The organism is Flavobacterium eburneipallidum, assembly GCF_027111355.2.
Classification (GTDB): Bacteria; Bacteroidota; Bacteroidia; order Flavobacteriales; family Flavobacteriaceae; genus Flavobacterium; species Flavobacterium eburneipallidum.
In genome coordinates this window covers 3,722,203-3,748,685 of record NZ_CP114291.2, presented here as the reverse complement: position 1 = coordinate 3,748,685, position 26,483 = coordinate 3,722,203, and the positions used below count along the sequence as shown (strand labels likewise).

The following is a 26,483-nucleotide window of genomic DNA, read 5'->3' as shown; positions in this document are numbered from 1 at the left end:
AACTGGATACTCAAAATTGAACACTGAACACTTATTTTAAAGTTCATTGACATATTGAGATAAGAAATAATAAAAAGTAGAAAGCGTTTTTTGCTATGCAAATAGTAAAAGACAAAAAAAACGGTCGTAATTGATTTTACGATTGGTACAATAAGCAAAATAAGGGCGTATGGGGGATGCCTTGGCTCTCAGAGGCGATGAAAGGCGTGATAAGCTGCGAAAAGTTACGGGGACGAGCACACATCGTATGATCCGTAAATACCTGAATGGGGCAACCCACTATGTTGAAGACATAGTACACCGATAGGTGGGCGAACCCGCTGAACTGAAACATCTAAGTAGGCGGAGGAGAAGAAAACAAAAGTGATTCCGTAAGTAGTGGCGAGCGAACGCGGATTAGCCCAAACCAATGTTGTTACGGCAATGTTGGGGTTGTAGGACCACGACATTTTATGTACAAGGAACCAGAAGCTACTGGAAAGTAGCGCCAAAGAGAGTGATAGCCTCGTATGGGTAACAAGTATAATAGATAGTGGTATCCTGAGTAGGGCGGGGCACGTGAAACCCTGTCTGAATTTGGCGGGACCATCCGCTAAGGCTAAATACTCCTGAGAGACCGATAGTGAACCAGTACCGTGAGGGAAAGGTGAAAAGAACCGTGAATAACGGAGTGAAATAGATCCTGAAACCATACGCTTACAAGCGGTCGGAGCCCTTTCGTGGGGTGACGGCGTGCCTTTTGCATAATGAGCCTACGAGTTAACGTTGCTGGCAAGGATAAGTGGTTAAGCCACGGATCCGTAGCGAAAGCGAGTCTGAATAGGGCGCTTTAGTCAGTAGTGTTAGACGCGAAACCGTGTGATCTACCCATGGGCAGGATGAAGCTGTGGTAACACACAGTGGAGGTCCGAACCGGTTGACGTTGAAAAGTCTTCGGATGACCTGTGGGTAGGGGTGAAAGGCCAATCAAACTCGGAAATAGCTCGTACTCCCCGAAATGCATTTAGGTGCAGCGTTGGTTATAAGTTATATAGAGGTAGAGCTACTGATTGGATGCGGGGGCTTCACCGCCTACCAATTCCTGACAAACTCCGAATGCTATATAATGTTTACCAGCAGTGAGGGCTTGGGTGCTAAGGTCCAAGTCCGAGAGGGAAAGAACCCAGACCATCAGCTAAGGTCCCCAAATATATGTTAAGTTGAAAGAACGCGGTTTGTCTGCATGGACAGCTAGGATGTTGGCTTGGAAGCAGCCATTCATTTAAAGAGTGCGTAACAGCTCACTAGTCGAGCGGACGAGCATGGATAATAATCGGGCATAAACATATTACCGAAGCTATGGATTTTGTATTTATTTACAAAGTGGTAGGGGAGCATTCTAACAGGGTAGAAGGTGTGTTGTAAAGCATGCTGGACTGGTTAGAAAAGAAAATGTAGGCATAAGTAACGATAATGCGGGCGAGAAACCCGCACACCGAAAGACTAAGGTTTCCACAGCTATGCTAATCAGCTGTGGGTTAGTCGGGACCTAAGGCGAACCCGAAAGGGACAGTCGATGGACCACGGGTTAATATTCCCGTACTACTAATTACTGTGATGGGGTGACGGAGTGATGAAAGCGCCGCGAACTGACGGAATAGTTCGTTGAAGTACCTACCTATAAGATCTGCAGGCAAATCCACAGATTTTGGGGAAATACGATAGTACACGGAGACTTCGGTTGAAGTGATAGTGCGCCTAAGGGCTTCCAAGAAAAACCTCTAAACTTCAGGTAATTAGTACCCGTACCGCAAACCGACACAGGTAGTCGAGGAGAGAATCCTAAGGTGCTCGAGAGATTCATGGCTAAGGAATTAGGCAAAATAGACCCGTAACTTCGGGAGAAGGGTCGCCCCGAGCAATCGGGGCCGCAGTGAAGAGGTCCAGGCGACTGTTTATCAAAAACACAGGGCTCTGCAAAATCGTAAGATGAAGTATAGGGCCTGACACCTGCCCGGTGCTGGAAGGTTAAGAGGAGATGTTATCTTCGGAGAAGCATTGAATTGAAGCCCCAGTAAACGGCGGCCGTAACTATAACGGTCCTAAGGTAGCGAAATTCCTTGTCGGGTAAGTTCCGACCTGCACGAATGGTGTAACGATCTGGACACTGTCTCAGCCATGAGCTCGGTGAAATTGTAGTAACGGTGAAGATGCCGTTTACCCGCAGTGGGACGAAAAGACCCTGTGCACCTTTACTATAGCTTAGTATTGACCTTGGATAAATGATGTGTAGGATAGGTTGGAGACTGTGAAGTGGCGTCGCCAGGCGTTGTGGAGTCATTGTTGAAATACAACCCTTTGTTTATCTGAGGCCTAACCCCATATTGTGGGGGACATTGCTTGGTGGGTAGTTTGACTGGGGTGGTCGCCTCCAAAAGAGTAACGGAGGCTTCTAAAGGTTCCCTCAGTACGCTTGGTAACCGTGCGTAGAGTGCAATGGCATAAGGGAGCTTGACTGAGAGACATACAGGTCGATCAGGTACGAAAGTAGAGCATAGTGATCCGGTGGTTCCGCATGGAAGGGCCATCGCTCAAAGGATAAAAGGTACGCCGGGGATAACAGGCTGATCTCCCCCAAGAGCTCATATCGACGGGGGGGTTTGGCACCTCGATGTCGGCTCGTCACATCCTGGGGCTGGAGAAGGTCCCAAGGGTTGGGCTGTTCGCCCATTAAAGTGGCACGCGAGCTGGGTTCAGAACGTCGTGAGACAGTTCGGTCTCTATCTACTGTGGGCGCAAGAAATTTGAGTGGATCTGATTCTAGTACGAGAGGACCGAATTGGACTAACCTCTAGTGTATCTGTTGTTCCGCCAGGAGCATCGCAGAGTAGCTACGTTGGGAAGGGATAAGCGCTGAAAGCATATAAGCGCGAAACCCACCACAAGATGAGATTTCTTTTAAGGATCGTGGGAGATGACCACGTTGATAGGCTATAGATGTAAAGGCAGTAATGTCATAGTCGAGTAGTACTAATAATCCGTAAGCTTATGTACACCCTTTTCCCGAGCCGCAAGGCTCGGGGAGAAACTTTCTAATACTTTTTATATTCTTTATCTCAGTATGTTAAGATATTATTGCAATTTTTAATTTTTAATTCGAAATTTTTAATTGCAAATAATTGCCCAAAGCAATTATAACCTCTTAAGGTGGTTATTGCGGCGGGGCTCACCTCTTCCCATCCCGAACAGAGTAGTTAAGCCCGCCTGCGCAGATGGTACTGCAGTTATGTGGGAGAGTATGTCGTCGCCTTTCTTTTGAAAACCCTTCATCAATAGATGAAGGGTTTTTTGTTTTAACTCGATTTGAGAAAGTTTTTGGAAATATTGGATCAATCCTAAAGGGAATCATTCTTAAATTAATTATCAGTACTTTTGATCTAATTTTTAGAGTAACATGAATAATAAAAATGTTGTAGTAGATATGACTAGAGGAGCGATTACTCCTCAAATTATTCATTTTACAGTACCACTAATCATAGGGAATTTTTTTGTATTGACTTACAATGCTGTGGATTCTATTATTGTAGGGCGTTTTATAGGGGCAAATGCTTTAGCGGCTCTGGGAGCTGCAAGTCCTGTGATGAATCTTATGCTTTTTTAATAATAGGTATTTGTTTAGGAATGTCTGTACTGATGGGTAATTTTTTTGGGAAAGGGGATTTACTCAACTTGAAAAAAGTAATTTCTACTTCAGTAATTGTAGGGGGATTTTTTACTTTGATTATTGTTGTTTTAGGGTTTTTCTTTTCTCGATCTTTACTTTTTTTACTCAACACTCCTGATTTAATTATAGACGATGCCACGTCTTATTTGCAGATAATTTTTATTGGACTAATTTTTACTTTCATTTATAATATTTATGCTTCTACTTTAAGGAGTATGGGTAATTCTAGAGTCTCTCTCTATTTTTTGGCAGCATCTGCTATTCTTAATGTTTTTTTGGAACTACTTTTTGTTGTAGTTTGGAAACAAGGAATAATTGGAGCTGCGTTAGGAACTATTATAGCTGAAGCAATAGCAGCTCTATTTTGTATTGTATATGTTCGAATTAAAGTTCCTTTTTTGACATTTAAAAGAAATGAGTTTGTTTTTGATCCAGATTTGCTGCGAATCATCCTAGGATATAGTTTTGTTACTGCCATGCAGCAAATCACATTGCATTTAGGTAAATTGCTTATTCAAGGTGCAGTGAATCCATTAGGAGTGTTCACAATAGCGGCTTTTAATGCAGTTACCAGAATTGATGATTTTGTGATGATTGTTCAACAAAATATTAGTCACGGAATCACTGGATTTTTAGCACAGAACAAAGGTAAAGGTAACTTTAGTCGCATTCGCAAAGGATTTATTGTTGGTGTTAAGATGGAAATTATCTACTGTTTAATGATGATGTTTGTTGTGTTTTTCTTTGCAGAAGAATTAATGGTATTATTTATTGGTAATGAAAATTCTAAAGTAGTTGAAGCGGGAGTACAATACCTTAAGGTAATGGGGTTACTTTATTTATTACCAGGGTTGACTAATGTCATTCAAGGATATTTTAGAGGATTAGGAAAAATGAATAGTACATTAAGTGCTACTTTTATTCAAATTATGGTAAGGGTGACTGCTGCTTATTGCATTGCTTCTTATTTTGGTATCAAAGGATTTGCTTTAGCTTGTTTATTAGGTTGGATTTTTATGTTAGGATATCAGCTTCCAGTTTTTTGGAAAACATGGAAAGTGAATTAGGATATTTAACTCTATTGAATACTATCTTTCGTTTCTTCTAAATCTTCTGATTTTCTACCTATTTTTACTTTTGGATTATCCTTGTTTCCTGTTATTATCATCGGAATTCCAAGTATTCCCAATGGTGGTAAGCCTAAACGCATTTTGATATTCAATCTTCCGTCTAAACTTGTGGTTCCTTCAATTCTGGGTCTAAATCCTGCAAATTTGAATTTGAATCGTTCTAGAGTAATAATGTTATTTTTGATAGAACTTTTAATTTGAACCTTGGATAATTCTGGATTTTTCATTTCTCCCTTACCTGTTTTTTTAGCAACGATATTAAACATTTTCATTCCATACATTTTAATGTCTTTTACAGAAACGATTCCGTTACCGACTAGTGATGGGTAAATTGGTTCCATGTTTGCATTTAAACGTCCTTTGAGTTTGTATTCTAATGCAATAATCCCTTGCGCTTTCTCGGCAGCACTTGCCATTTCTCTGAATGTCTTTATTTCGTTGTAGGCTTTTTTAATATCAAAATCATTGGCTTTGATAGCATAATCAAAAAAGGCTGTTTCAGGAGTTGTTGCATGGTAATTGGCATCCATAGTTACGGCACAACCTATCCTGTTGAAGCCTGTATTTTGCATTGTCAATTTACCTTTTTTCATACTCATTGTTCCTTTGGCTTGGTTTAGGGTCAATTCGTTGAAATTTACTTTTTGGGCATTGGCTTGAAAATGCAAATCTAAATTATTCGGAATTATAATTACTCCAGTTGTAGGACTTGTTGGTTTTGTCTCTGAATTTGCTGTTGTTGGATTAGTTGTATTTACCTGTGTTTGTGACATAAATTCATCAGCATTGATGTAATTTGAATTCAATGTAAACGAACCTCTTAAAATCCCTTTATTTGTAGTAACAAAATTGAATACATTCTGCAAATACCCATTCATTCTGAAATCTGATTGTCCGTAAGCAGCAAGGAAGTTGTTGAAGGACATTTTATCTTGATTAATTTTAAAAATTCCTTCTTTGATAAGGAATTTTTTCGGAAGATATTCAGTGGCAATCAAGATATTTCTTAATTCTAAAATTCCTTTGTTGTGCAGTTTACTGTAATTTCCTTTTTCGGCATCGCTTTGTTTTCCTTTCAAAACTAAATTGGCTTTGATAGAACCATCAACATCAAGTCCTTTTTGAGAAAAAACCTTGTAAATTCTGCTAATATTAAGTATTCCTTTGGCTTTGATGTCATAAGTAAGGTCATCAAAATCAGATAAATTAGCGGTAATAAAAATAGGTTTCCCTTCAAAGGTTAATTCGGCGGGTTTCAGAATTATTTTCAAGTCCTTGAACGTTCCTTTTTGATTTTTTACGGTAGTCAGGATTTTGATATTGGTAATTGCATTAGGGTAAAATTCGGTTTTTATATATCCATTTTTGAGGCTGATATTGGCATTGGTAACAGGAAAAATACTGTTTTTGTTATCAAATTTTCCTTTAGCAGTGCCTTTTGCTGCAAGCGTTCCTTTTAGTTCAATATCTGGAATTCCTAATGCTTTGTTTAGTTTTTCAAGGTCTATTTTAGAATCGAAAGTAGCGTTAATTTCAGGAGTTTGAATTCCCTTTACATAAAAATTAGATTTTATATAGTCCTTGTTGATTGTTAAGTCTAGTTTTTTAGTATTTACAATTAAAAGATCTGGATTTAAAGAAGGCAATTTTGTGGACAAATCTAGATTTAAGTTTGAAACCGGAAAAGCACTTTTGTTATAGTTAACAAATCCTTCTCTTATTTTGAAATCTAAATTTAGGTCGGGAGCTATTTTTTTAGACTCGATATATTTCCCTTTTAGGGTAAGCAATAAATCAGTTTTTCCTTTGATTTCTGTTTTGCTTAACCAAGTAATGTATTTTGGAGGAAAGGCAGTAAATAAATCATGAAGATTACTGTTGTTAGAGTTAATGATAAAATCCATGTTGTAACCGTCTTTCAAGAAGTCGAATTTCCCTTTAAAATCAACTGGTAGTTGGTTAATCATTAAATCGTTTTGCTCGAAAACAAAAGAAAGCGAGTTGATATTTATTTTGGTAATTAAATCAGCATCTACCTTTTTGTTCATCAAATAATGTTCGTTTTGGTAGAGAATGTTTAGTTTGTCAATTTTTGCTTTCGAGTATAAATCAAAAATATCTTGGCTTAAATCTCCTTTTCCTAAATAATTGAATCCAAAAGCATCAAAGTGCACTTGTGTAGATTTGTCGTCATAAACCAATTGGCTATTGACAATTTCAATTCGTTCTAGTTTTATAGCCGCCGATTCTCCATTTTTGATTTCTTTTGGGGCTTCTTTATCAGCAATATAAACGTTATAGTTAGCTAAACCATTTTTGGTTACTTTGATATTTATGGTGGAGTTGAGTAAATAAATTTCATCTATATTGATGGATTTGCCAAAAATCAAACTCGACAAATTGATGCCAAAAGATACTTCTTTGGCATTAATAAACCGTTCTTTTTGAAAAGGGGCAGAGCCATTGAGTTTGAAATCATTTAAAGTCAAGGTCAAAGAAGGAAAATGTTTAAAAAAAGAAACATCCACATCGGAATAATTCATCTCTCCAGCCAGTTTTTTGTTGGCTGTTTTTTTTATTTCTTCTTTGAGTTTTTCAGAAAAAACAATAGGGGTTAAGAACATCAAACCCAGAATTACTACAAGTCCAATTCCTATATATTTCGTGGCTTTAACTACTATTGTTTTAACTTTGGCAACATTCATAAATTTCAATCTAATAAAAATTTTAATCCGTTTTTGATGTGAATTTATCCGTGAACGGTTTCACTTTTACCATAATTGGTAATTAGTTTTCCTTCGAATTCTAGCCACTCTTTCCAACGTTTATCAACATCAACCCTTTCGGAATATTTTTTGGCGAAAGCTAGGAAAGTAGTATAATGTCCTGCTTCACTAATCATCAATTTTCGGTAAAATTCAGCTAATTCTTTGTCTTCAATATTTTGTGATAAAACTTTGAAACGCTCGCAACTTCTAGCTTCAATCATGGCAGAAAAAAGCAATCTATCCACAAAAGCATCATTTCGGCTACCGTCTTTCTTCATGAATTTAAAAAGTTCGTTCACATAATGATCTTTACGTTCTCTTCCTAATTTCAATCCACGTTCCTTGATGATGTTGTGAACCATTTGAAAATGTTCCAATTCTTCTTTGGCAATTTCTAATAAATCGGTAACCAATTCTTCATGTTCTGAATTGTAGGTTATTATAGTGATGATATTGGTTGCCGCTTTTTGTTCGCACCAAGCGTGATCGGTCAAAATTTCTTCGATGTTCGATTCAACGATATTTACCCATTTTGGGTCGGTAACTAATTTTAATCCTAACATTTTTTCTTCGTATAAAATTATTTGCAAAAATACAGTTTTTATTTGTGCAAGAACCGATTGATTACGGGATTATTTCCCTTATTTTGTGTCGTAAAATGGAACTTATGAATGTAAATCAGCACGTTTTAATTATTGGATTTGTTTGGCCTGAACCTAATTCTTCGGCAGCTGGTGGTAGAATGGTACAATTGATTTCTATTTTCAAAAAGCAAGGTTTTGAAATTACTTTTGCCAGTCCAGCAATGGATAGCGATTATATGATTGACTTAAATTCTCTTGGAGTTTCCAAGAAATCCATCAGTTTAAATTGTTCCAGTTTTGATGTTTTTGTAAAAGAATTGAATCCTGCTATCGTTTTGTTTGATCGTTTTATGATAGAAGAGCAGTTTGGCTGGCGCGTTGCCGAAAATTGTCCTGATGCGTTGCGAATTTTGGATACCGAAGATTTGCATTGTTTGCGTTTGGCTCGCCAAAAAGCATTCAAGGAAAATCGACCATTTTCAACAAATGATTTATTAGTTGAAGACGTTGCCAAAAGAGAAATTGCCAGTATTTTGCGTTGCGATATTTCACTGATGATTGCCGAATATGAAATGGAATTATTGCAATCGGTTTTCAAAATCGACTCGAATTTATTGTATTATTTGCCTTTGTTATTAGAACCAATTGAAGAATCTTTTATTCAAAATTTACCTTCATTCGAAGAACGAAATAACTTTATTTTTATTGGAAACTTTCTGCATGAACCCAATTGGAATGCCGTTCAATATCTTAAAGAAACGATTTGGCTATTGATTAGGAAGCAAATGCCAGAAGCTATTTTGCATGTTTACGGTGCTTATCCTTCGCAAAAAGTATTGCAATTGCACCAACCCAAACAAGGATTTCATATTATGGGTCGTGCGAATGACGCGCAAGAAGTGGTAAAAAAAGCTAAAATAGTTTTAGCTCCTTTACGTTTTGGAGCTGGAATCAAAGGAAAATTACTAGAAGCTATGCAATGCGGAACACCAAGCATAACCACAACTATTGGTGCTGAATCGATGTGTGGTGATTTACCTTGGAATGGATTTATCATTGATGACGCACAAGTTTTTGCTAATATAGCGGTAGAATTATATCAAGACAAAACCCTTTGGCAAAATGCTCAAAAGAATGGTTTTGAAATTTTAGAAAAACGTTATTTGAAATCTTTATTTGAAAATGATTTTGTTAAGCATATTTTGGAAACTCAAACTCATTTAAAACAACATCGTTTGCATAATTTTATGGGATCCATGTTGCAACATCATACTTTGACGAGTACCAAATATATGTCAAGATGGATAGAGGAGAAGAATAAGTAATAAAGTATGTTTTTGTTTAGAGATTGTTAGTGGAATATAGTTTTGATTGGTTTTGTATATAGTATTATTGATTATTGTAGATTTATGTGATTTTAAAATGTTTAAATTATGTTAGGAGGCACTGGAGATATTAGAATTATTGGGTGGATTTGTAATATGGTTTTTTAAAGGTTTTAAAGGCTCTTTGAAAGAATGTATTGATAATTATACACTAGCTTTTATTGTTGGTATAATAACAATTCTCATTATTGCTTTCTTATGTTTTATTTTTTATGGTGATTTTAAATCTTTATTTTCAAATGAATAAGTTTAAGTTGATTGCAAAATAAAATCCCGTTCTGATTTTACTCAAAACGGGATTTCATATATAAACTAACAAGCTATTAAGCTAGCATCGTCACTGGGTTTTCAATATATTGTTTCAAAGTTTGCAAGAACTGTGCTCCGGTTGCCCCGTCGATAGTTCTGTGATCACAAGCTAATGAAAGCATCATGGTGTTTCCTACTACAATTTGACCATTTTTCACCACTGGTTTTTCTACAATTGCACCTACTGAAAGGATTGCAGAATTCGGCTGGTTGATGATAGAGTTAAATTCAGTAATACCAAACATTCCAAGGTTAGAAATAGTAAACGTACTTCCTTCCATTTCTGAAGGTAATAATTTTTTGTTTTTAGCTCTTCCTGCCAAATCTCTTACACTTGCTCCAATTTGAGATAAACTCATACCGTCAGTAAATGGTAATACTGGAACAACTAATCCGTCTTCAACAGCTACAGCAACACCAATATTTACGTGGTAGTTTATAGTTATAGCTTCCGCAGACCATTGTGAATTGATTTTTGGGTGTTTTTTCAAAGCCAAAGCAGAAGCTTTAATGACCATATCGTTGAAAGATACTTTGGTATCTGGAACGCTATTGATAATTCCTCTTGATTTCATTGCTTCGTCCATTGTTACTTCAATTACCAAGTTGTAATGTGGCGCAGTAAACAATGATTCTGCCAAACGTTTCGCAATGATTTTACGCATTGTTGAGTTTTTAATCTCTTCAGTGGCAATTTGTCCTGCTGGAACGTAAGGTTTTGCAGCTGGAGAAGCAGCTTCTGATTTTGCTGGAGCAGCACTTGGAGCTTCTGGAGCAGCGGCTTGTGGAGTAAAGTTTTCTACATCACTTTTGGTAATACGTCCGTTTTCTCCAGAACCTTTTACTTGTGTTAATTGTATTCCTTTGTCACTAGCAATTTTCTTTGCTAATGGCGAAGCTAAAACTCTTTGTCCGTCAGCAGATGCTTCTTGAACAACTGGAGCGGCAGTTTCTGTAGCTGGTGCTGATTTGGCTTCTTCTGTTGCTACGGGAGCAGCTGGAGCTCCACCTGCTTTATAATTTTCAGCGATTCCGCTAATATCTGTTCCTGCAGGGCCAATGATAGCTAATAAACTATCAATCGTTGCAGATTGTCCTGCTTCAATTCCGATATACAATAAAGTACCTTCATTGAAAGATTCGAATTCCATTGTAGCTTTATCGGTTTCGATTTCTGCCAGCATATCGCCTTCTGAAACTTTGTCTCCTACTTTTTTCAACCAAGTAGCCACAGTTCCTTCAGTCATTGTATCGCTCAAACGAGGCATTGTTACTACAACAACTCCTGCTGGTAAAGCAGCAGCGGCTACTGGAGCAGCTGTTTCTTGTTTAGCTTCTGTTGCTGCTGGAGCTTCTTCTTTAGTTGTAGCTTCTGCACTTGCTGGAGCAGCAGTTGCGCCTCCTGCGATTAAAGCTGAAATGTCTTCTCCTTCTTTTCCAATAATGGCTAAAAGTGAATCTACTGGCGCAGTTTCTCCTTCTTGAATTCCTATATATAATAGAGTTCCTTCGTTGAAAGACTCAAATTCCATTGTTGCTTTGTCGGTTTCAATTTCAGCTAGCATATCGCCTTCACTTACTTTATCACCTACTTTTTTTAACCAAGTCGCCACTGTTCCATCAGTCATTGTGTCGCTCAAACGAGGCATTGTTATAATTGTTGCCATAATAGATTTTATAGTTTATGAGGGGTAAATGGATAATTTTCTTGAGCGTAAACCACATCGTAAAGTTGTTGTACTTCTGGGAATGGAGATTCTTCTGCGAATTTTACGCATTCTTCAACCAAGTCTTTTACTCTTTGATCAATAGCTTCGATTTCAGATTCAGAAGCATATTTTTGATCTTTAATTACATCCAAAACTTGAGTAATCGGGTCGATTTTTTTGTATTCTTCTACTTCTTCTTTCGAACGGTATAATTGCGCATCAGACATTGAGTGTCCTCTGTAGCGGTATGTTTTCATTTCCAAGAAAGTTGGTCCGTCGCCACGTCTTGCTCTTTCGATAGCTTCTGTCATTGCTTCAGCTACTTTTACAGGATTCATTCCATCAACTGGTCCGCAAGGCATTTCGTATCCTAAACCTAATTTCCAAATATCAGTATGGTTGGCTGTTCTTTCTACAGAAGTTCCCATAGCATAACCGTTGTTTTCAACGATAAAAACTACTGGAAGTTTCCACAACATTGCCATGTTAAATGCTTCGTGAAGTGATCCTTGACGAGCTGCTCCGTCTCCAAAGTAAGTCATTGTAACTCCACCAGTATTGTTGTATTTGTCTCCAAATGCTAAACCTGCTCCCAATGGAATTTGACCACCTACAATTCCGTGTCCTCCATAAAAACGGTGTTCTTTTGAGAAAATGTGCATAGAACCACCCATTCCTTTTGAAGTTCCAGTTACTTTTCCTAAAAGTTCTGCCATTACTCTTCTTGGATCTACACCCATTCCAATTGGCTGAACGTGGTTTCTGTATGCGGTAATCATTTTGTCTTTCGTCAAGTCCATAGCGTGCAACGCACCAGCTAGAACAGCTTCCTGACCATTATATAAGTGTAGAAATCCTCTAACTTTTTGTTGAATATATAGTGCTGCTAATTTGTCTTCAAATTTTCTCCAAAGAAGCATGTCTTCATACCACTTTAAATAAACTTCTTTTGTAACTTCTTTCATGTGTTTCTCTTTTGTAATGTGTAGTTAGCCTATAATTAGTTTAGTTTTTTCGAATTTGCAAAACCGAAAAGGGTTTGTTTCTTACGAATTTAGGTTTCGAAATGTCGAAGTGCAAAAATAGAACATTCCAAGGAAGTAGTAAAATTTAAAATACACTTTTAGGACATTTTTTGTTTTTTTTATAAAAACTTTTTATCAAACATAAAAGGTAATAGGTTTTTTAGCGAATCCGATTTATAAATAGCGCCTATTTCTCCCATAAAGTAAATTTCGATTGGCGTTTCTTGTTTGATTTCATATTCGGCTATCGATTGTCGGCAAGAACCACAAGGAGGAATCGGAGCAGTAGTTGTATTCGTATCGGAAGCTGCCGTAATGGCCATTTTTAAAATTCGAGCTTCGGGATAAATAGCTCCAGCATGAAATATAGCCACCCGTTCGGCACAAAGTCCTGATGGATAAGCTGCATTCTCTTGATTGGAGCCTAAAACTACTTTCCCATTATCTAACAAAAGTGCTGCTCCAACTCTAAATTTAGAATAGGGTGCATACGCTTTTTTTCTAATTTCGATGGCTTGTTCCATTAGGTTTTGAATGTCAATTGGTAATTCTGAAATGGAATCAAAAGCAGAAAATTGAGTGGTAATTATAATATCTTTCATTTGTTTATAATGGAAAAAAAATCCAAACTGTTGAAGTTTGGATTTTGATTATAGGTTAATGGTTTTCTAGTATTCTTCGTATTGGTCACCAAAATTAAAGGTAAGCGAGAAACGTAATGTGTTTTCCAATGGATTTTTAATTTTTGATGTTGAAAACAAGTAAGACACATCTACTTTTACTACGTTGTATTTGAATCCTGCTCCCAGAGATAAGTACTCTCGAGCTCCTTTTACAGGGCTTTCGTGAAAATATCCCATTCGTAAAGCAAATGAATCTTGGTATAAATATTCTGCACCTACAGAATACGTAAATTCTTTTAGCTCTTCGCTGAATCCTCCTGGAGCATCAGAGAAAGATTTGAAAATTCCTGAAGTCCAACCCATTGAGTTGTAATTTTGGTTGGCAATATTATAATCTGCTGAATCTATCGTTCCGTCTTCATTTAAGTCTGTTACTTCTTGTGGAGTTGGAACTAATAATTTATTAAATTCCACATTCAAAGCTACTTTGTTGTAGTCGTCTAATATGAAATCAAAACCAGTTCCTATTTTTAAATTGGCAGGGATAAAATTACTGTTGAATTCGGTGTTGTCGTATTTGATTTTTGGTCCTAAATTTTGAAGGTTAAAACCAGCTCTCCATCTACCATTAAAGTCGTTGTAAGCTACTTCGTCTGATTGAAAAAAACCAGCCACATCAATAGCAAATGTACTTGCTGAAGAAGCATCGCCAACATCTGAAGCTACTTTTAAGTTGGAGTTAATAAAACGAGCGCCAACTGCCATCGAGAATTTTTCGCTTAATTTTAATGCGTATGATCCATCAAAAGCAAATTCGCTTGGAGAAACTGTTCTTGGAATTTCATTTGGATCACCTGTTTCACGTAGCTCTATGTTTCCTAATCCAAAATATCTAAAACTTCCAGCAAAAGCACTTCTTTCGTTTACTCTATTGTAGTAGGTTAGTTGTCCTAAAGAAATATCATTTACTAAATCGGTTAGATAGGGTGTGTAACTTACAGAAAATCCTTGTTTGTCAATAGCAAAAGCATATTTGGCAGGATTCCATTGTTGTGAATAAGTATCAGCAGATGTCGCTACTCCATTATCTCCCATACCTGCAGCTCTAGCATCGGCAGCTACTAATAAAAACGGAACTCCTGTGGTAATAACATTTTGTTGTTCTTGCGCTTTTGCAAAAGAAATAACAAATAAGCAAGCAAAAAGTAATGGTAATTTTTTCATTGGTTTGTAAAATTAGAGGAACAAATATAGTATTTTATTAAAGGATTACAAGTTTTTCAATTTTTTCAGTTTTGGTATTGGTCAAGCTCGATTTGACAGTGAGTTTATATACATAAACGCCTTTTCCTATGCGGTTTCCAAAATCATCTTTGCCGTCCCAAGTGATTTCTTTGGATAGGAAACCTTCGGTTGTAATGATTTGATTTTTAGTCCAAACCACTTTTCCAGTAATGGTTATTACTTGTACCTGAACTTCCAATGGTTCGTAAGGGCGATTGTGCGAAAACCAAAATTCCGTATAATTGACAAATGGGTTAGGATAATTTAACACATGAGTCAATGTTAAGGTTTCGTTACCAACGACTATAAACTGAATTTCAGACGTAATTGGGTTGTTGTAAACGTCCCAAGCTTTGAATGTAATAGTATGCAAACCAACGGCTAGATTTCGCAAAGGAAAACGCAATGTTCCTTTAGTATAATCGTCCAAATTAGTTTGATAATAATCATTCAAAATATAGGGATTCTCTACGTCGCCGTCTAGTATTGCTACCATATCATGTCCTATTCCGCTCGCTGTATTTATACCGCTTTCGTCTCCTAGATTCGCTATCAAAAATGGCGATTCATTCGTTGTTCCGCCCGAAACAAAAGTTTCATCGTTCATATATAACTTAACAGTTGGACTAATATTGTCTGCCACTGCATTTTCGTTGATACCGCCAATTTTAATGTTGGTGTCATATCCAGTTTGATTTTCGAACACCTGGTTTTTTTTGGAATAAAAACTGATTTTTCCATTGGCAACAGGAACTCGAATATCCCTTGGAACAATAAAGCTGAATTCGAATTGTCCATTAGTAACCGATGCGTTTCCTCTAAAAATGGTTTCTCCAAGAATATTGAAATTTATTGCAGGACTGTATCCATCGTTGTTTAAAGTTGCTCTGGTAATAGATTTATCGAAAATAGTTGTCGAAAGTTCTCCGTTGTAATTGGTTATTGGTACGTTGTTTTCGTCTGTTATTTCGCCTGTTATTTTCATTTTTGCCAAAGATTTGAAATCTTCAATGGGTTGCGAAATAGGAACATCGTTTACTTTGGTCAATCTGATTTTAGGTTTCGGAATCGCTAGCATTAATGCAGGGTCTCCTATGTAAACTACCACATTTGTAGAGGAGTTGGGATTGCTATTTTTGGATATTCTCAACGCTTCGGCAATCGAAGTGTATTGATTGGAGTTGAAAGAAAATAAGTTTCGAGCTAAAACATCATTAAAATTTTCGGCACTAAATTGGCCAATGGATCGGGTGGTGGTTAGCATAGAAATGGCTCCTCCTTTTGGATTCCAGTAGGTGTATTCTCCAGCTGTTGGTCGCGAAGGATTATCAAAACGAGAAAAATCGCAAGTTATGGTTATGAATAAAGGATATTTGTACTGATTGTTCAGATTTTGCCCGTCTGATTTTTCCCAAATTCGTTCGCCAGAAAGACCATCCTCTCCACCATGTCCTAGATAATTGAAAACAAGTGCTCCTTTTTCAAAAGCACTAAATATATCGGCTCTGGCTTTTGGATAACGTGCTCCTCCTGCTGATGCTTCTTGCACGTAGGAGTCCATAAGAATTTTTTCGGGATTCATAAACGGTTTGGCTGTAACAATAGTTTCAGTCAAAGAATTTTGTCTGCTTTGCAATGATAAATCAGAACTTTTATCGGAATCGTCACTAATCATTACAAAATTGTTTCTCCAGCTTCCGTAGGATTTGATGTCATGGTATTCGATGACTTTATTAACCATTTCTTCGGCTTGTGCTGGATTGTTGTTGAGCATTCTACCTACAGCAATGTCAATTCCTCCGAAAAAGAAAGTAACATTTCCTTCGTTAGCATCCATTAATCCATAGAAATCATCAGAAGCAAAAGAGGATTCGCCAGAAGTGTTGCTGTTTAGAGCATGATATATGGGTACAACATTGGTGTTATTTGGAGTAATATTTTTGTAATCATAAGAGGCGTCCCCAAAAAGATTAACGTATTTCAGTCTCTTTTCAGGAGCAGAAGCGTTTTCATAAATATATTTGATGCAGTTTCTAATGGCTGCAATATCTTGTTTGCCTGAAGAGAATTCTTGATAAATAGTTTCCAAGGAAATAACCCTAACACTCAAATTAGAATAAGAACGGTGAAAGTTAGCCAGTTTTTCAGCTTGATTGTTTAAAAAGTTAGGTGTGATAATTACATAATCAATATCCTGAAACTGACCTTGAGCATTTTTGAGAAGGGTTCCTTTTAAGTTTTGGTTGGCAATTTTGGTTCTGTTCGTTTTTAAAGGAGTGTAAAAATCTTGTGCGTCTATAGCAATGTATTTTCTTGTTTCGCCAAGGTTTGCTTTGAAACTGATACTAGCTTGATTGGTATTTTCAACTTTGGTTACATTATATATGTCGGTAATGTCCCAAATTCTTGATATTCCAGTGGCATTGGCGATAGAATAATTGGCAATTCCCATACTTGAACTAGCTAAATCGTACTGGAAATGGAATTGTTTGCCGTAGCCTTGCAGTTTTCTTTTAGCAGTTAGCCTAATTTTATCTAAAAAACCTTTTGATAAAGGAACGCCGTTATTGTTGTAAGTTAATTTGATTTTTACATTTTCAGATGCTGCAAATGTTCCGTCGTTTAAAGATGCGGTGTTGAATTCTGTACCACTAAAAGCCGCAACAGCAGGAATTGATAGGGTTTGAACATCTTGTTCGTTTGCCAAAACTTTAAATGAAGTTGGATTGAAAGCCGCCGCAGCTACATTGATGTTGAGTTTTATAGGTACTGCTGTGTCAATATTGGGAAATGTAAAGCTAAATTCTTGTTCTTGTTTGATGTCAAATGATTCGCCGTACCATTGTCTTCCTAGTTTAGCTATGTTAATAAGGTCTAATTCATGAAACTGATAATCGTCAAAAGTATTTAGCTCTAAAGTACTAGCGCCAGTGGGTTGAGCCATGTTTGGTATTCTTTTTCCATCACTCCCTTGTACTGTTACATAATAATAAGACTTGGTATCATATAAATTAATGTTGGTTTGGCTTTCATTATTCCAAGTATCAACTCCTTCTGCATAAAAAAGGATATAATCTTCATTGTTGAAAATACCATCACTTTCTCCAACTATTTCAATTGCATTTTCGGTTAAATCTGTTGGATAAAAAGTGCTGTTGGCTAATGGTAGCATTCTGCCTCCATTGCCATATATTTTTATCTTTTTTGGGTCAACTGAAGCGGTGTTTAGACCTAATTGTTGTAAAAAAGTTTTAGAAATTTTGTAAACACCTGATTTTTCAACATAAAATTGATACCAATCTCCAGCTGCTAAAACCGAATTCGAAATTGCCGCAGTTTTGTTAATTGCGTTGGTCGAAGCAATTCTAGCATTATTGCTATTTATGGAATAAGAAAAAGATTTGATTCGTTTAAAACCTAGTTCATCTTTAATGATAGGAGAAATGTTAAGGAAATTTTGTTTTACATCTCTCGATTGTACTGTTTTTAAACTTGCTGATGGGTTAGCGGGGATAGTTGAAAGATTCAAATCTCCAACTTGAGAACTAGTCAAAGGTTCGTAAACTATATTCGTTATTTGAACTGATTTTTCTTCTAATGAGTTTGATTCAGTAAGATTTAAGGTATAAATAAGGCTTTTTTGAGCAAAACTGAAATTATAGCAATTCCCTGAAAATTGAGGGACGTTGATTTTGAAATCGCCAAAAGACATTTCTGTTTTTTCAAGCCATTCAATAGTGATGTCGCCTTTGAGTTGTGCGAAAGAAATAAAAGGAATTAGGACTAAAAAGGCTAAAATTTTTTTTCTCATTGCTTTAAAACGGAATTAATAGCGAATTATTATGCTGGTAAAATTATAGTATTTCATTTTATAGTAAATAATAAATAACATAAATTTGCGTTCAAATTATATAATTTATCTGGCACAGTACAGTTTTATATAAATATTAAGAATTGGTGTTGCGGTTTAATGGTTAATTATTATATTGCACCACGAAAATTATTACCTACTAAAGAGTATGAAAGTAAATAAAATTATGGTTTTGCGTTTGGTATTATCATTGATGTTAATGCTAGTTTTTTCTAGCTGTAGCAAGAAATCGAGCTCAAAAAATTCGTCAAGAGCAACTGGTTGGAATGTAGAAGGTAAAAAAGCTTCAAAACCACAAGAAGCAGGTCCTGGATTAGTGTTTATTGAAGGAGGAACGTTTACTATGGGAAAAGTACAGGATGATGTAATGCACGATTGGAACAATACACCTACTCAACAGCACGTACAGTCTTTTTATATGGATGAAACCGAAGTGACTAATGCTATGTATTTAGAATATTTAGACTGGGTTAAAAAAGTTTTTCCACCAACAGAAGAAAATTATAAACATATATATGAAGGAGCTTCCCCTGATACTTTAGTATGGAGAAATAGATTGGGCTACAATGAAACAATGACCAATAATTATTTAAGACATCCTTCTTATGCAGAATATCCCGTTGTAGGGGTAAATTGGATTCAAGCTGTTGAATTTAGTAAATGGAGAACAGAGCGTGTCAATGAAGCGCTTTTGGAAAAAAACGGTTATCTTAAAAAAGGAGCTAAAACAAATGATGTAACTGCTGAACAAAACTTTAGTACTGAAACGTATTTGAATACACCAACATCAGCTTATGGCGGGAATTCAGAAATTGTTTTAGCAGGAAAAAAAGGTGCTAGAAAACCAAGACCTACTAAAGGAGGAACTGTTGCAGAACCAAAAAATATATATGCACAAAGATCTTCTGGAATCGTACTTCCAGAATATAGATTGCCAACTGAAGCAGAATGGGAATATGCTGCTGCTGCAGATGTAGGACAAAGAGAATACAATATCTATAAAGGACAAAAAAAATACCCTTGGTCTGGAAGTTATACTCGTTCTGGAAAAAGACAAGTCAAAGGAGATCAATTGGCGAATTTCAAACAAGGAAACGGAGATTACGGTGGAATTGCAGGATGGTCTGATGATGGTGCTGATATTACTGATGCCGTTAAAAAACACGGTGCTAACGATTTTGGATTATATGACATGGCTGGAAACGTTGCCGAATGGGTAATGGATGTTTACAGACCAATAATTGATAATGAAGCTAATGATTTTAACTACTTTAGAGGAAATCAATATTCTAAAAATAAAATTGGAAGCGATGGTAAAATAGAACTAGTAACTAAAGATAATATCAAATACGATACTTTAAGCAACGGTAAAATTATAGCTAGAGCATTACCAGGACAAATCGCTCAAGTACCAGTAGATGAAAACGAAACCTATTTGAGACAGAATTTTGATAAAAGTGATAACACCAACTATAGAGATGGTGATAAACAATCTACTAAATATTTCAATTTTGGAGAAGTAGATCCAAGTGATAAAAAAGCACGTAGCGAAAGAACCATGTATAACTCACCAGAACACAATGTTACTACAGACAGTTTAGGTAAAATGGTTAGAAAATACGACAGATCAGCCAAGAGAACTACTTTGATTAATGACAATGTAAGAGTCTATAAAGGAGGGTCTTGGAGAGATAGAGCTTACTGGTTAGACCCAGCACAAAGAAGATATTTCCCTCAAGATATGGCAACAGATTATATCGGTTTTAGATGTGCAATGTCTAAAGTGGGTTCTAAATCTGTAAAAGGAAAAAGAGCTAGAAATTAATTTTTTATATCATACTAATAAAAGCCCTTTTTAGGGCTTTTATTGTTTTTAATACTTTTTAAATGGATATTTCTCAACTTCATAAATTGTTTTTAGAATGCGATTCAGTTTCGATTGATACTCGAAAAATACAAGCCAAATCGATGTTTGTTGCCATTAAAGGCGAGAATTTTGATGCCAATACATTTGCCAAAGAAGCACTCGAAAAAGGAGCTTCTTATGTTGTAATTGATAATGAAGACTATTTTATTGATCAAAGGACTGTTCTGGTAAAAAATAGCTTGGCAGCCTTGCAAGAATTAGCAAAATTTCATCGCCAATATTTGAAATTACCGATAATTGCATTAACTGGAAGCAACGGAAAAACAACGACAAAGGAATTGATAAATGTTGTTTTGTCTAAAAAGTACAATACCAAAGCCACTGTTGGAAATTTGAACAACCACATTGGCGTGCCTTTAACTTTGTTGTCTTTTGATAACTCAACAGAAGTAGGTATTGTAGAAATGGGAGCCAATCATAAAAAAGAGATTGAGTTTTTGTGCGAAATTGCGCAGCCGGATTACGGCTATATTACCAATTTCGGTAAAGCTCATTTAGAGGGTTTTGGTGGAGTAGAAGGTGTAATAATAGGCAAAAGCGAAATGTATGATTATTTAGCTCAAAATAATAAATCAGCATTTATCAATCTGGAAGATTCAATTCAGGTGGAGAAGACCAAAAATTTCAATACCTATTCTTTTGGATTGAATAAAAAATACGCTGATGTTTCTATTCATTCCATTACAGCTAATCCATTTGTAGAAATCCGTTTGGCTAATTTATCAATCAAAACGCATTTGATAGGACTTTATAATGCTAATAATATCAATGCGGCTCTGTCCATTGGTAAGTTTTTTGAAGTAGATGATAATGCTATAAAAGAAGCTTTAGAAAGTTATATTCCTGAAAATAATAGGTCTCAACTTTTAACAAAAGAAACGAATCAGATTATTTTGGATGCTTATAATGCCAATCCAAGTAGTATGGCTGTTGCGATTGAAAACTTTTTGCAATTAGATAATGCAAACAAGATAATGATATTGGGCGATATGTTCGAATTGGGAGAAGAAAGTCAACAAGAACACCAAGCCATTGTAGATTCACTTTTGAATCAAGAATCGGTTTCTTGTTACTTTATCGGAAAGGAATTTTATGCTAGCCAAAAAGATAAAAACAACTTTCATTTCTATGAAACTTTCGAATCTTTTTCGAATCATTTGAAAGAAGTTAAAATAGAAAACAGTTATATTTTGATAAAAGGTTCTAGAGGAATGGCATTGGAACGAACTCTGAATTTTTTGTAATTATTTAATTTGTATAAATAGTTATAAAAATGACTTTCACTACGCAAATACCAATTTCTAAAACAGATAATCCAATAGATTACAATTCCAAAATTGTGTCGTTGGGTTCGTGTTTTGCGGTCAATATGAGTGAAAAATTAGACTATTTCAAATTTCAAAATACGTGCAATCCTTTTGGGATTTTATTTCATCCATTGGCAATAGAAAAATTGATTGATTTTGCCGTTTCGGGTAAACAATTTACCGATGAGGATGTTTTTTTTCATAATGAGCGCTGGCATTCTTTTGATGTTCATTCCGATTTAAGTAATTCGAATAAAGAAGAATTAATTGAAAATTTGAATGCTATCACTCAAACTACAAGGCAACTTTTAAATGATGCGACTCACATCATTATAACCTACGGAACGTGCTGGGTGTATCGAAATATAGAAACTAATGTTGTAGTTGCCAATTGCCATAAAGTACCGCAAAAACAATTCTTGAAAGAAATTTTATCGGTTGAAATTATCGAAAATTCCATTAAAAACACATTGGATTTAATCCAAAAACTAAACCCCAAAGTAAATTTTATTTTCACGGTTTCACCAGTTCGTCATATCAAAGATGGCTTTGTCGAAAATCAAAGAAGCAAAGCGCATTTGATTACAGCAATTCATCAACTGTTACAAACTGAACACTACAAACTGAACACTGAATACTTTCCAAGTTACGAAATCATGATGGACGAACTTCGAGATTATCGTTTTTATGCCGAAGATATGTTGCATCCTAGTTCTGTTGCAATAAATTATATTTGGGAACGATTTTTTCAAACGCAAATTTCAGAAGAGATTCATCCCGTTATGGAGCAAGTTTGTAGTATTCAAAAAGGATTGCAGCACCGATCTTTCCATCCAAATTCCGAGAGCCATCAACAATTTTTATCTAAACTTCAAGATAAAATGAGGCAAATTCAAAAACAATTTCCCCAAATTCAGTTCTAAAAAATACGATATTCTTCGTATTGTTCCCATTTCATAATTAATGCAGATTTGTAAAGTATTAACTAACAAATCAAAATCATTATGAAAAAAAAACAACTTGCATTTTTCTTAGGCATTTTTTTGTTTCTGATCGCTGTTCCTGTTTTTTCACAGAAAAAAGTGTTGACAGATGAAGAAGAAGTGACGGAAATGGTTACCAAAGAAATGGACGAATTATTTCATTCGGAAGATTTTTTGAAGAAAAAAAACAAAAAATTTGCAGCCGTTACAGGAACAATTGTTTCTGATATTGGCGTGATTCAAAGTGGCAAAGTATCCACACTCTTCAAAGTGGATAGCGACATCAAAAACCCCATGTTTATCAACTTCCTTTCAGAATATGTAATCAATCACAAATTCTATTTTAAACTACAAAAGCAACAACGCTATAAGGTGCGCTATACCATAACTTTTTAAAAACAAAAACTAAAAACGCAAGATGATGAAAAAAATATCTATTGTAATGTTGTCCCTTTGTTTTTTGGGAACATTACCAGCTTCGGCACAATTTGGAAAACTCCTAGACAAAGCAAAAGAGAAAGTAGGAGGAAAATCAGCAGGAAAAAAATCAGGCAATTTTGCAACTGTATGGGAATCAGAATTCGAAAATAAGGCTACAAGATTAGCTGTTGTTAATAATGATGGCGGTTATGTGGTAGGAACAGATGATAATTCGGCTTCAGTTCTAGATAAAGACGGAAAAGCAATCTGGAACGGAGACTACAAAAAATTGACTACCAACAAAACCAATAAATCAGAATACCAATACACAGTTTGGAAAAAAGGTGGCGGCTATCTTTTTCTCTTCGATGAAAGAAAATTAGGAACTGATCGTGTTGCTTGTTTGGACATTACCACTGGAAAAGAATTGTGGAATTCAGAAGCGTATCAAAATTTAATTCCAAAAGGAACAAAAGCCGAAGAAGGTTTGGATCAAGGAGAATTAGAAACAGTAAAATATATTGATGAATTGGATGCTTTTTTAATTTCTCAAAAAGCTTCGGTAATTATGGTCAATGCCAATACAGGCGAAAAAATCTGGGAAACTAATCGGTTCAAAGGCGGAGTTGGAAAATATATTTATGATGCTAAAAGAAATGAAATCATCATGATTAATTTCAAACCAACTGCTTTGGGTGCTTTGTTTGCAGGGTTCAAAAATCAATTGGTAAAAATCAATGCCTCAAATGGCGATGTTTTATGGGATGCTACTTTTTTGGGTACAATCGAAAAAGAATTAGTGACTAAAAGAGCTATAGTAGATTTATGGATAAAAGGTGATAAATTATTTATGTACTTAGATGGTTTACAGGTGTATAATATAGCCAATGGTCAAAAAATATGGTCAGCAACTTATGAAACCGATATGCAAGGTTCTAGCGGAAATAGTTTAATTGGCGGCAAGAAAAGATCCAAAATGTATAAGACATTGGCACAGCCTTTATTTACAGATAATGCGGTTTATATCGTGATGCTAGGAACCAGAGATCGAACCAAGTATATAGAAAAACACGATTTAGAATCAGGAAAATTACTTTGGGCTTCCGAGAAAATAACAGGTGCTTTGTGTATGCCACACATTTACAAAATAGGAGATAAAATATTGGTTCAAGTAGGTGGGAAAATCGAAATACAAGAATACCGATATGAAGAGGTTTCTAGCGGTTCGGGAGCAGCTCTTGGCGCATTAACTGGTTATGGTGGCGGTGCTACAAAACAATGGGTGCCTTACATTTATTGGGATTATAAAGATCAAAAAAATAGTGTTTTATCCCTAGATGATGCTACTGGAAAAACAGCTTGGCGTTCCGAAAAATTTGACAAACGTATTACTGATTTTGTTATTCACGAGTCTAAAACATTGTTTGTGGGTGATGGCGACGAGTTTTATGGATACGATATAGCATCAGGAACACAATTATTTGATGTGAAACACAATGATGCTAAAGTAGGGAAAGCTACAGATGTAATTGATTTTGGTGATAAAGTAGTCGTGCTTTCTGAAAAAGGATTGGCAGCTTATAACAAAAAAGACGGTTCCAGAGTTTATGCTACCGAAAAAATAAGAGGTGTAGATTATTTCTATCCAATTGGCGATAATTATTTCTTGAGAGACCAACGCAATAGTAAAAATATTATCTACGGAATTGATATGACCAATGGCGAAACCAAAGGCTCTGTGCAATCCAAAGGTAAAGGAGGAAGTCCAAAATACGGTGACGGAATCGATATTACGGAAGATGGAGAATACATTTTTGCCTTTAAAGGAAGAAAAGTAGAAAAAATTAAGGTTAATAATTAAGCGTTTTTAGTTGTGATGAAAGGGGTTGTTGCGTAGTTTCGACAGCCCTTTTTTTCTATTGAAGTGATTTAAACTTTTTTTCTAAATTTTCTTGTCATGAAAAAATCTATACTATTTAGTCTATTCTCTATTTTCTTTCTTCTTTTTTCTGCAAAAGCCCAACAAGTACAATGGGCAAACAAAGTCATCAAATTTTCGTCTGATTTGGGCGGAAAACAAAATGGAATCAAACGAATTTTAGGCATACCCGATGCTTTTCCGCAAGGAGGCAGTTCAGCCAATGCTTGGACGCCCAAAAATGCCCTTGATGGAAAAGAAGTAATCGAAGTGGGTTTTGAAAAACCACAAACGGTAAAACAAATTGCCATTTTCGAAAATCTAAATGCAGGTTGTGTGTACAAAATTGCTGTTGACAATGGTTCTGGAGATTATGAAACCGTTTGGACTCGTACTCGCGACTGGAAAACACCAATTTACAAAACGACTTTGAGCACAGATAGGAGTTATTATTTCAAGAGAAAAAGACGAAAGATACAGGAAGCTCCAGATGTAATCAATCCAGGGATTGAAAGGGTTATTCTCGATAATACAGTAAATGGAGTAGTAGCCGTAAAAGTATTCTTCAGTTTTGCTGTGGTTCCTGGCGGTAAACAAATTGATGCCATTGGAATATCGGATTCAGATGTGCTTATTGAAGCTAAAATAAATACCAATGCCGTTTTTGAAAATTTGTCCAAACCTGAAGTAATTTCCCTCGGAGATTTAATCCCTTCGAGTCCAATAGTTTCTTTTAATGGTCAGAAATTATTTTTCAGTGAGAGGACTAATGATAAAGAACTTCTTTTTTCTTGTTCGAAAGATGTTAACGGAAAATGGGCTAAACCTATTGAAGAAAACCCAGCTTTAAGTCAAAATCCAACTTACAATGCAGTTATGGCGCATCATCCCAATTTTATATTGAAAAGCGGCATGGTTTACAATCGAGGAACAGGGGAAACAGGTTATGAATTTCTAGATAGTAATTACCAACAGACCCGATTACTTAAAATTGCAGCTTACAATAATTATGATGAAAGCTCATCGGCATCTATTACAGCCGACCAAAAAACAATGGTAATTGGAATTGAAACCGATATGACCCAAGGAGGAATGGATTTGTATTTTACCAATAAAAAAGAAGACGGCACTTATGGGTTTCTTCAAAATATGGGAAAAATAATCAATTCGGCTGCCGATGAAGGTATGCCTTGTTTATTGTCCGATCAAAAAACACTTCTCTTTTGCAGCAATGGATTTAGCAGTTTTGGCGATTTTGACATTTATGTAACGCACCGATTAGATGATACTTGGAAAAAATGGTCAGAGCCCATCAATTTAGGCAGTAAAATCAATAGTTCCGATTATGAAGGTTCTTGTTATTATGACGAAAAAACAGAAACATTATATTACACAAAATGGGTCAATGACAAACCAACTTTAAGTTTTATTAAAATTCCGTTGGCTAGTTTGATGCAGTTTTGAAAATTGAGAATACGAAAAACTTCGTATTTTTTTGGTTTTTCCAGCTGCTTATTTTTGAATTATAATTTTAAAA

Annotated in this window: 14 protein-coding genes, 2 rRNA genes and 1 pseudogene; 10 read left to right on the top strand and 7 right to left on the bottom strand. The window is 35.8% G+C overall.

Annotated elements, in window-relative coordinates; all coding sequences use genetic code 11:
* Window positions 1-148: 148 nt before the first annotated feature.
* The 3 genes and pseudogenes from OZP15_RS15810 (at window position 149) to OZP15_RS15795 (ending at window position 4,770) form a co-directional block, all read left to right on the top strand.
* A 23S ribosomal RNA gene (locus tag OZP15_RS15810) occupies window positions 149-3,033 on the top strand.
* A gap of 149 nt (window positions 3,034-3,182) precedes the next feature.
* Window positions 3,183-3,292 (top strand): 5S ribosomal RNA (gene rrf / locus OZP15_RS15805).
* A 141-nt stretch (window positions 3,293-3,433) separates the two neighbouring features.
* Window positions 3,434-4,770, top strand: a pseudogene (locus tag OZP15_RS15795) (MATE family efflux transporter).
* An 11-nt stretch (window positions 4,771-4,781) separates the two neighbouring features.
* On the opposite strand, the gene OZP15_RS15790 reads toward OZP15_RS15795, so the two are convergent.
* Together OZP15_RS15790 and OZP15_RS15785 are read right to left on the bottom strand one after the other, a co-directional pair.
* Window positions 4,782-7,538, bottom strand: coding sequence for an AsmA family protein (locus OZP15_RS15790; protein WP_269226396.1), 2,757 nt, complete (start codon window positions 7,536-7,538; stop codon window positions 4,782-4,784).
* Between the two features lie 44 nt (window positions 7,539-7,582).
* Window positions 7,583-8,164 (bottom strand): MiaE family protein, encoded by a 582-nt coding sequence (locus OZP15_RS15785; RefSeq protein ID WP_269227974.1) that lies wholly within the window; start codon window positions 8,162-8,164, stop codon window positions 7,583-7,585.
* Between the two features lie 104 nt (window positions 8,165-8,268).
* Here OZP15_RS15785 and OZP15_RS15780 point away from each other — a divergent pair, with 104 nt between their 5' ends.
* Window positions 8,269-9,510: a glycosyltransferase gene (locus tag OZP15_RS15780; RefSeq protein ID WP_281336605.1), complete on the top strand. Its 1,242-nt coding sequence runs from the start codon at window positions 8,269-8,271 to the stop codon at window positions 9,508-9,510.
* 383 nt (window positions 9,511-9,893) lie between these two features.
* On the opposite strand, the gene OZP15_RS15775 is transcribed toward OZP15_RS15780, so the two are convergent.
* The 5 genes from OZP15_RS15775 to porU form a co-directional block, all read right to left on the bottom strand.
* Complete coding sequence (locus OZP15_RS15775) at window positions 9,894-11,546, bottom strand: dihydrolipoyl dehydrogenase family protein (RefSeq protein ID WP_281336604.1); 1,653 nt, start codon at window positions 11,544-11,546, stop codon at window positions 9,894-9,896.
* Between the two features lie 8 nt (window positions 11,547-11,554).
* Window positions 11,555-12,553 (bottom strand): pyruvate dehydrogenase (acetyl-transferring) E1 component subunit alpha, encoded by a 999-nt coding sequence (pdhA, locus tag OZP15_RS15770; RefSeq protein WP_269226395.1) that lies wholly within the window; start codon window positions 12,551-12,553, stop codon window positions 11,555-11,557.
* A 179-nt stretch (window positions 12,554-12,732) separates the two neighbouring features.
* Window positions 12,733-13,215: a cytidine deaminase gene (gene cdd / locus OZP15_RS15765; protein WP_281336603.1), complete on the bottom strand. Its 483-nt coding sequence runs from the start codon at window positions 13,213-13,215 to the stop codon at window positions 12,733-12,735.
* Between the two features lie 66 nt (window positions 13,216-13,281).
* Entirely contained in the window at window positions 13,282-14,460 is a 1,179-nt protein-coding gene (gene porV, locus OZP15_RS15760; protein ID WP_281336602.1) for a type IX secretion system outer membrane channel protein PorV, read from the bottom strand.
* Between the two features lie 37 nt (window positions 14,461-14,497).
* Window positions 14,498-18,331, bottom strand: a complete 3,834-nt coding sequence (gene porU / locus OZP15_RS15755; protein ID WP_281336601.1) for a type IX secretion system sortase PorU — start codon at window positions 18,329-18,331, stop codon at window positions 14,498-14,500.
* Between the two features lie 208 nt (window positions 18,332-18,539).
* On the opposite strand from porU, the gene gldJ reads away from it, so the two are divergent.
* The 6 genes from gldJ (at window position 18,540) to OZP15_RS15725 (ending at window position 26,410) form a co-directional block, all read left to right on the top strand.
* Window positions 18,540-20,216 carry a gliding motility lipoprotein GldJ gene (gldJ, locus tag OZP15_RS15750; RefSeq protein ID WP_281336600.1) on the top strand — a complete coding sequence of 559 codons (1,677 nt, stop codon included), beginning with the start codon at window positions 18,540-18,542 and terminating at the stop codon, window positions 20,214-20,216.
* Between the two features lie 62 nt (window positions 20,217-20,278).
* Window positions 20,279-21,562, top strand: coding sequence for a UDP-N-acetylmuramoyl-tripeptide--D-alanyl-D-alanine ligase (locus tag OZP15_RS15745; RefSeq protein WP_269226394.1), 1,284 nt, complete (start codon window positions 20,279-20,281; stop codon window positions 21,560-21,562).
* 29 nt (window positions 21,563-21,591) lie between these two features.
* On the top strand, window positions 21,592-22,548 hold the full coding sequence (locus tag OZP15_RS15740; RefSeq protein ID WP_281336599.1) for a GSCFA domain-containing protein: 957 nt from the start codon (window positions 21,592-21,594) through the stop codon (window positions 22,546-22,548).
* 81 nt (window positions 22,549-22,629) lie between these two features.
* Entirely contained in the window at window positions 22,630-23,004 is a 375-nt protein-coding gene (locus OZP15_RS15735; RefSeq protein WP_281336598.1) for a hypothetical protein, read from the top strand.
* A gap of 22 nt (window positions 23,005-23,026) precedes the next feature.
* Window positions 23,027-24,889: an outer membrane protein assembly factor BamB family protein gene (locus OZP15_RS15730; protein ID WP_281336597.1), complete on the top strand. Its 1,863-nt coding sequence runs from the start codon at window positions 23,027-23,029 to the stop codon at window positions 24,887-24,889.
* 96 nt (window positions 24,890-24,985) lie between these two features.
* Window positions 24,986-26,410, top strand: a complete 1,425-nt coding sequence (locus OZP15_RS15725) for a hypothetical protein (RefSeq protein ID WP_281336596.1) — start codon at window positions 24,986-24,988, stop codon at window positions 26,408-26,410.
* Window positions 26,411-26,483: the final 73 nt, after the last annotated feature.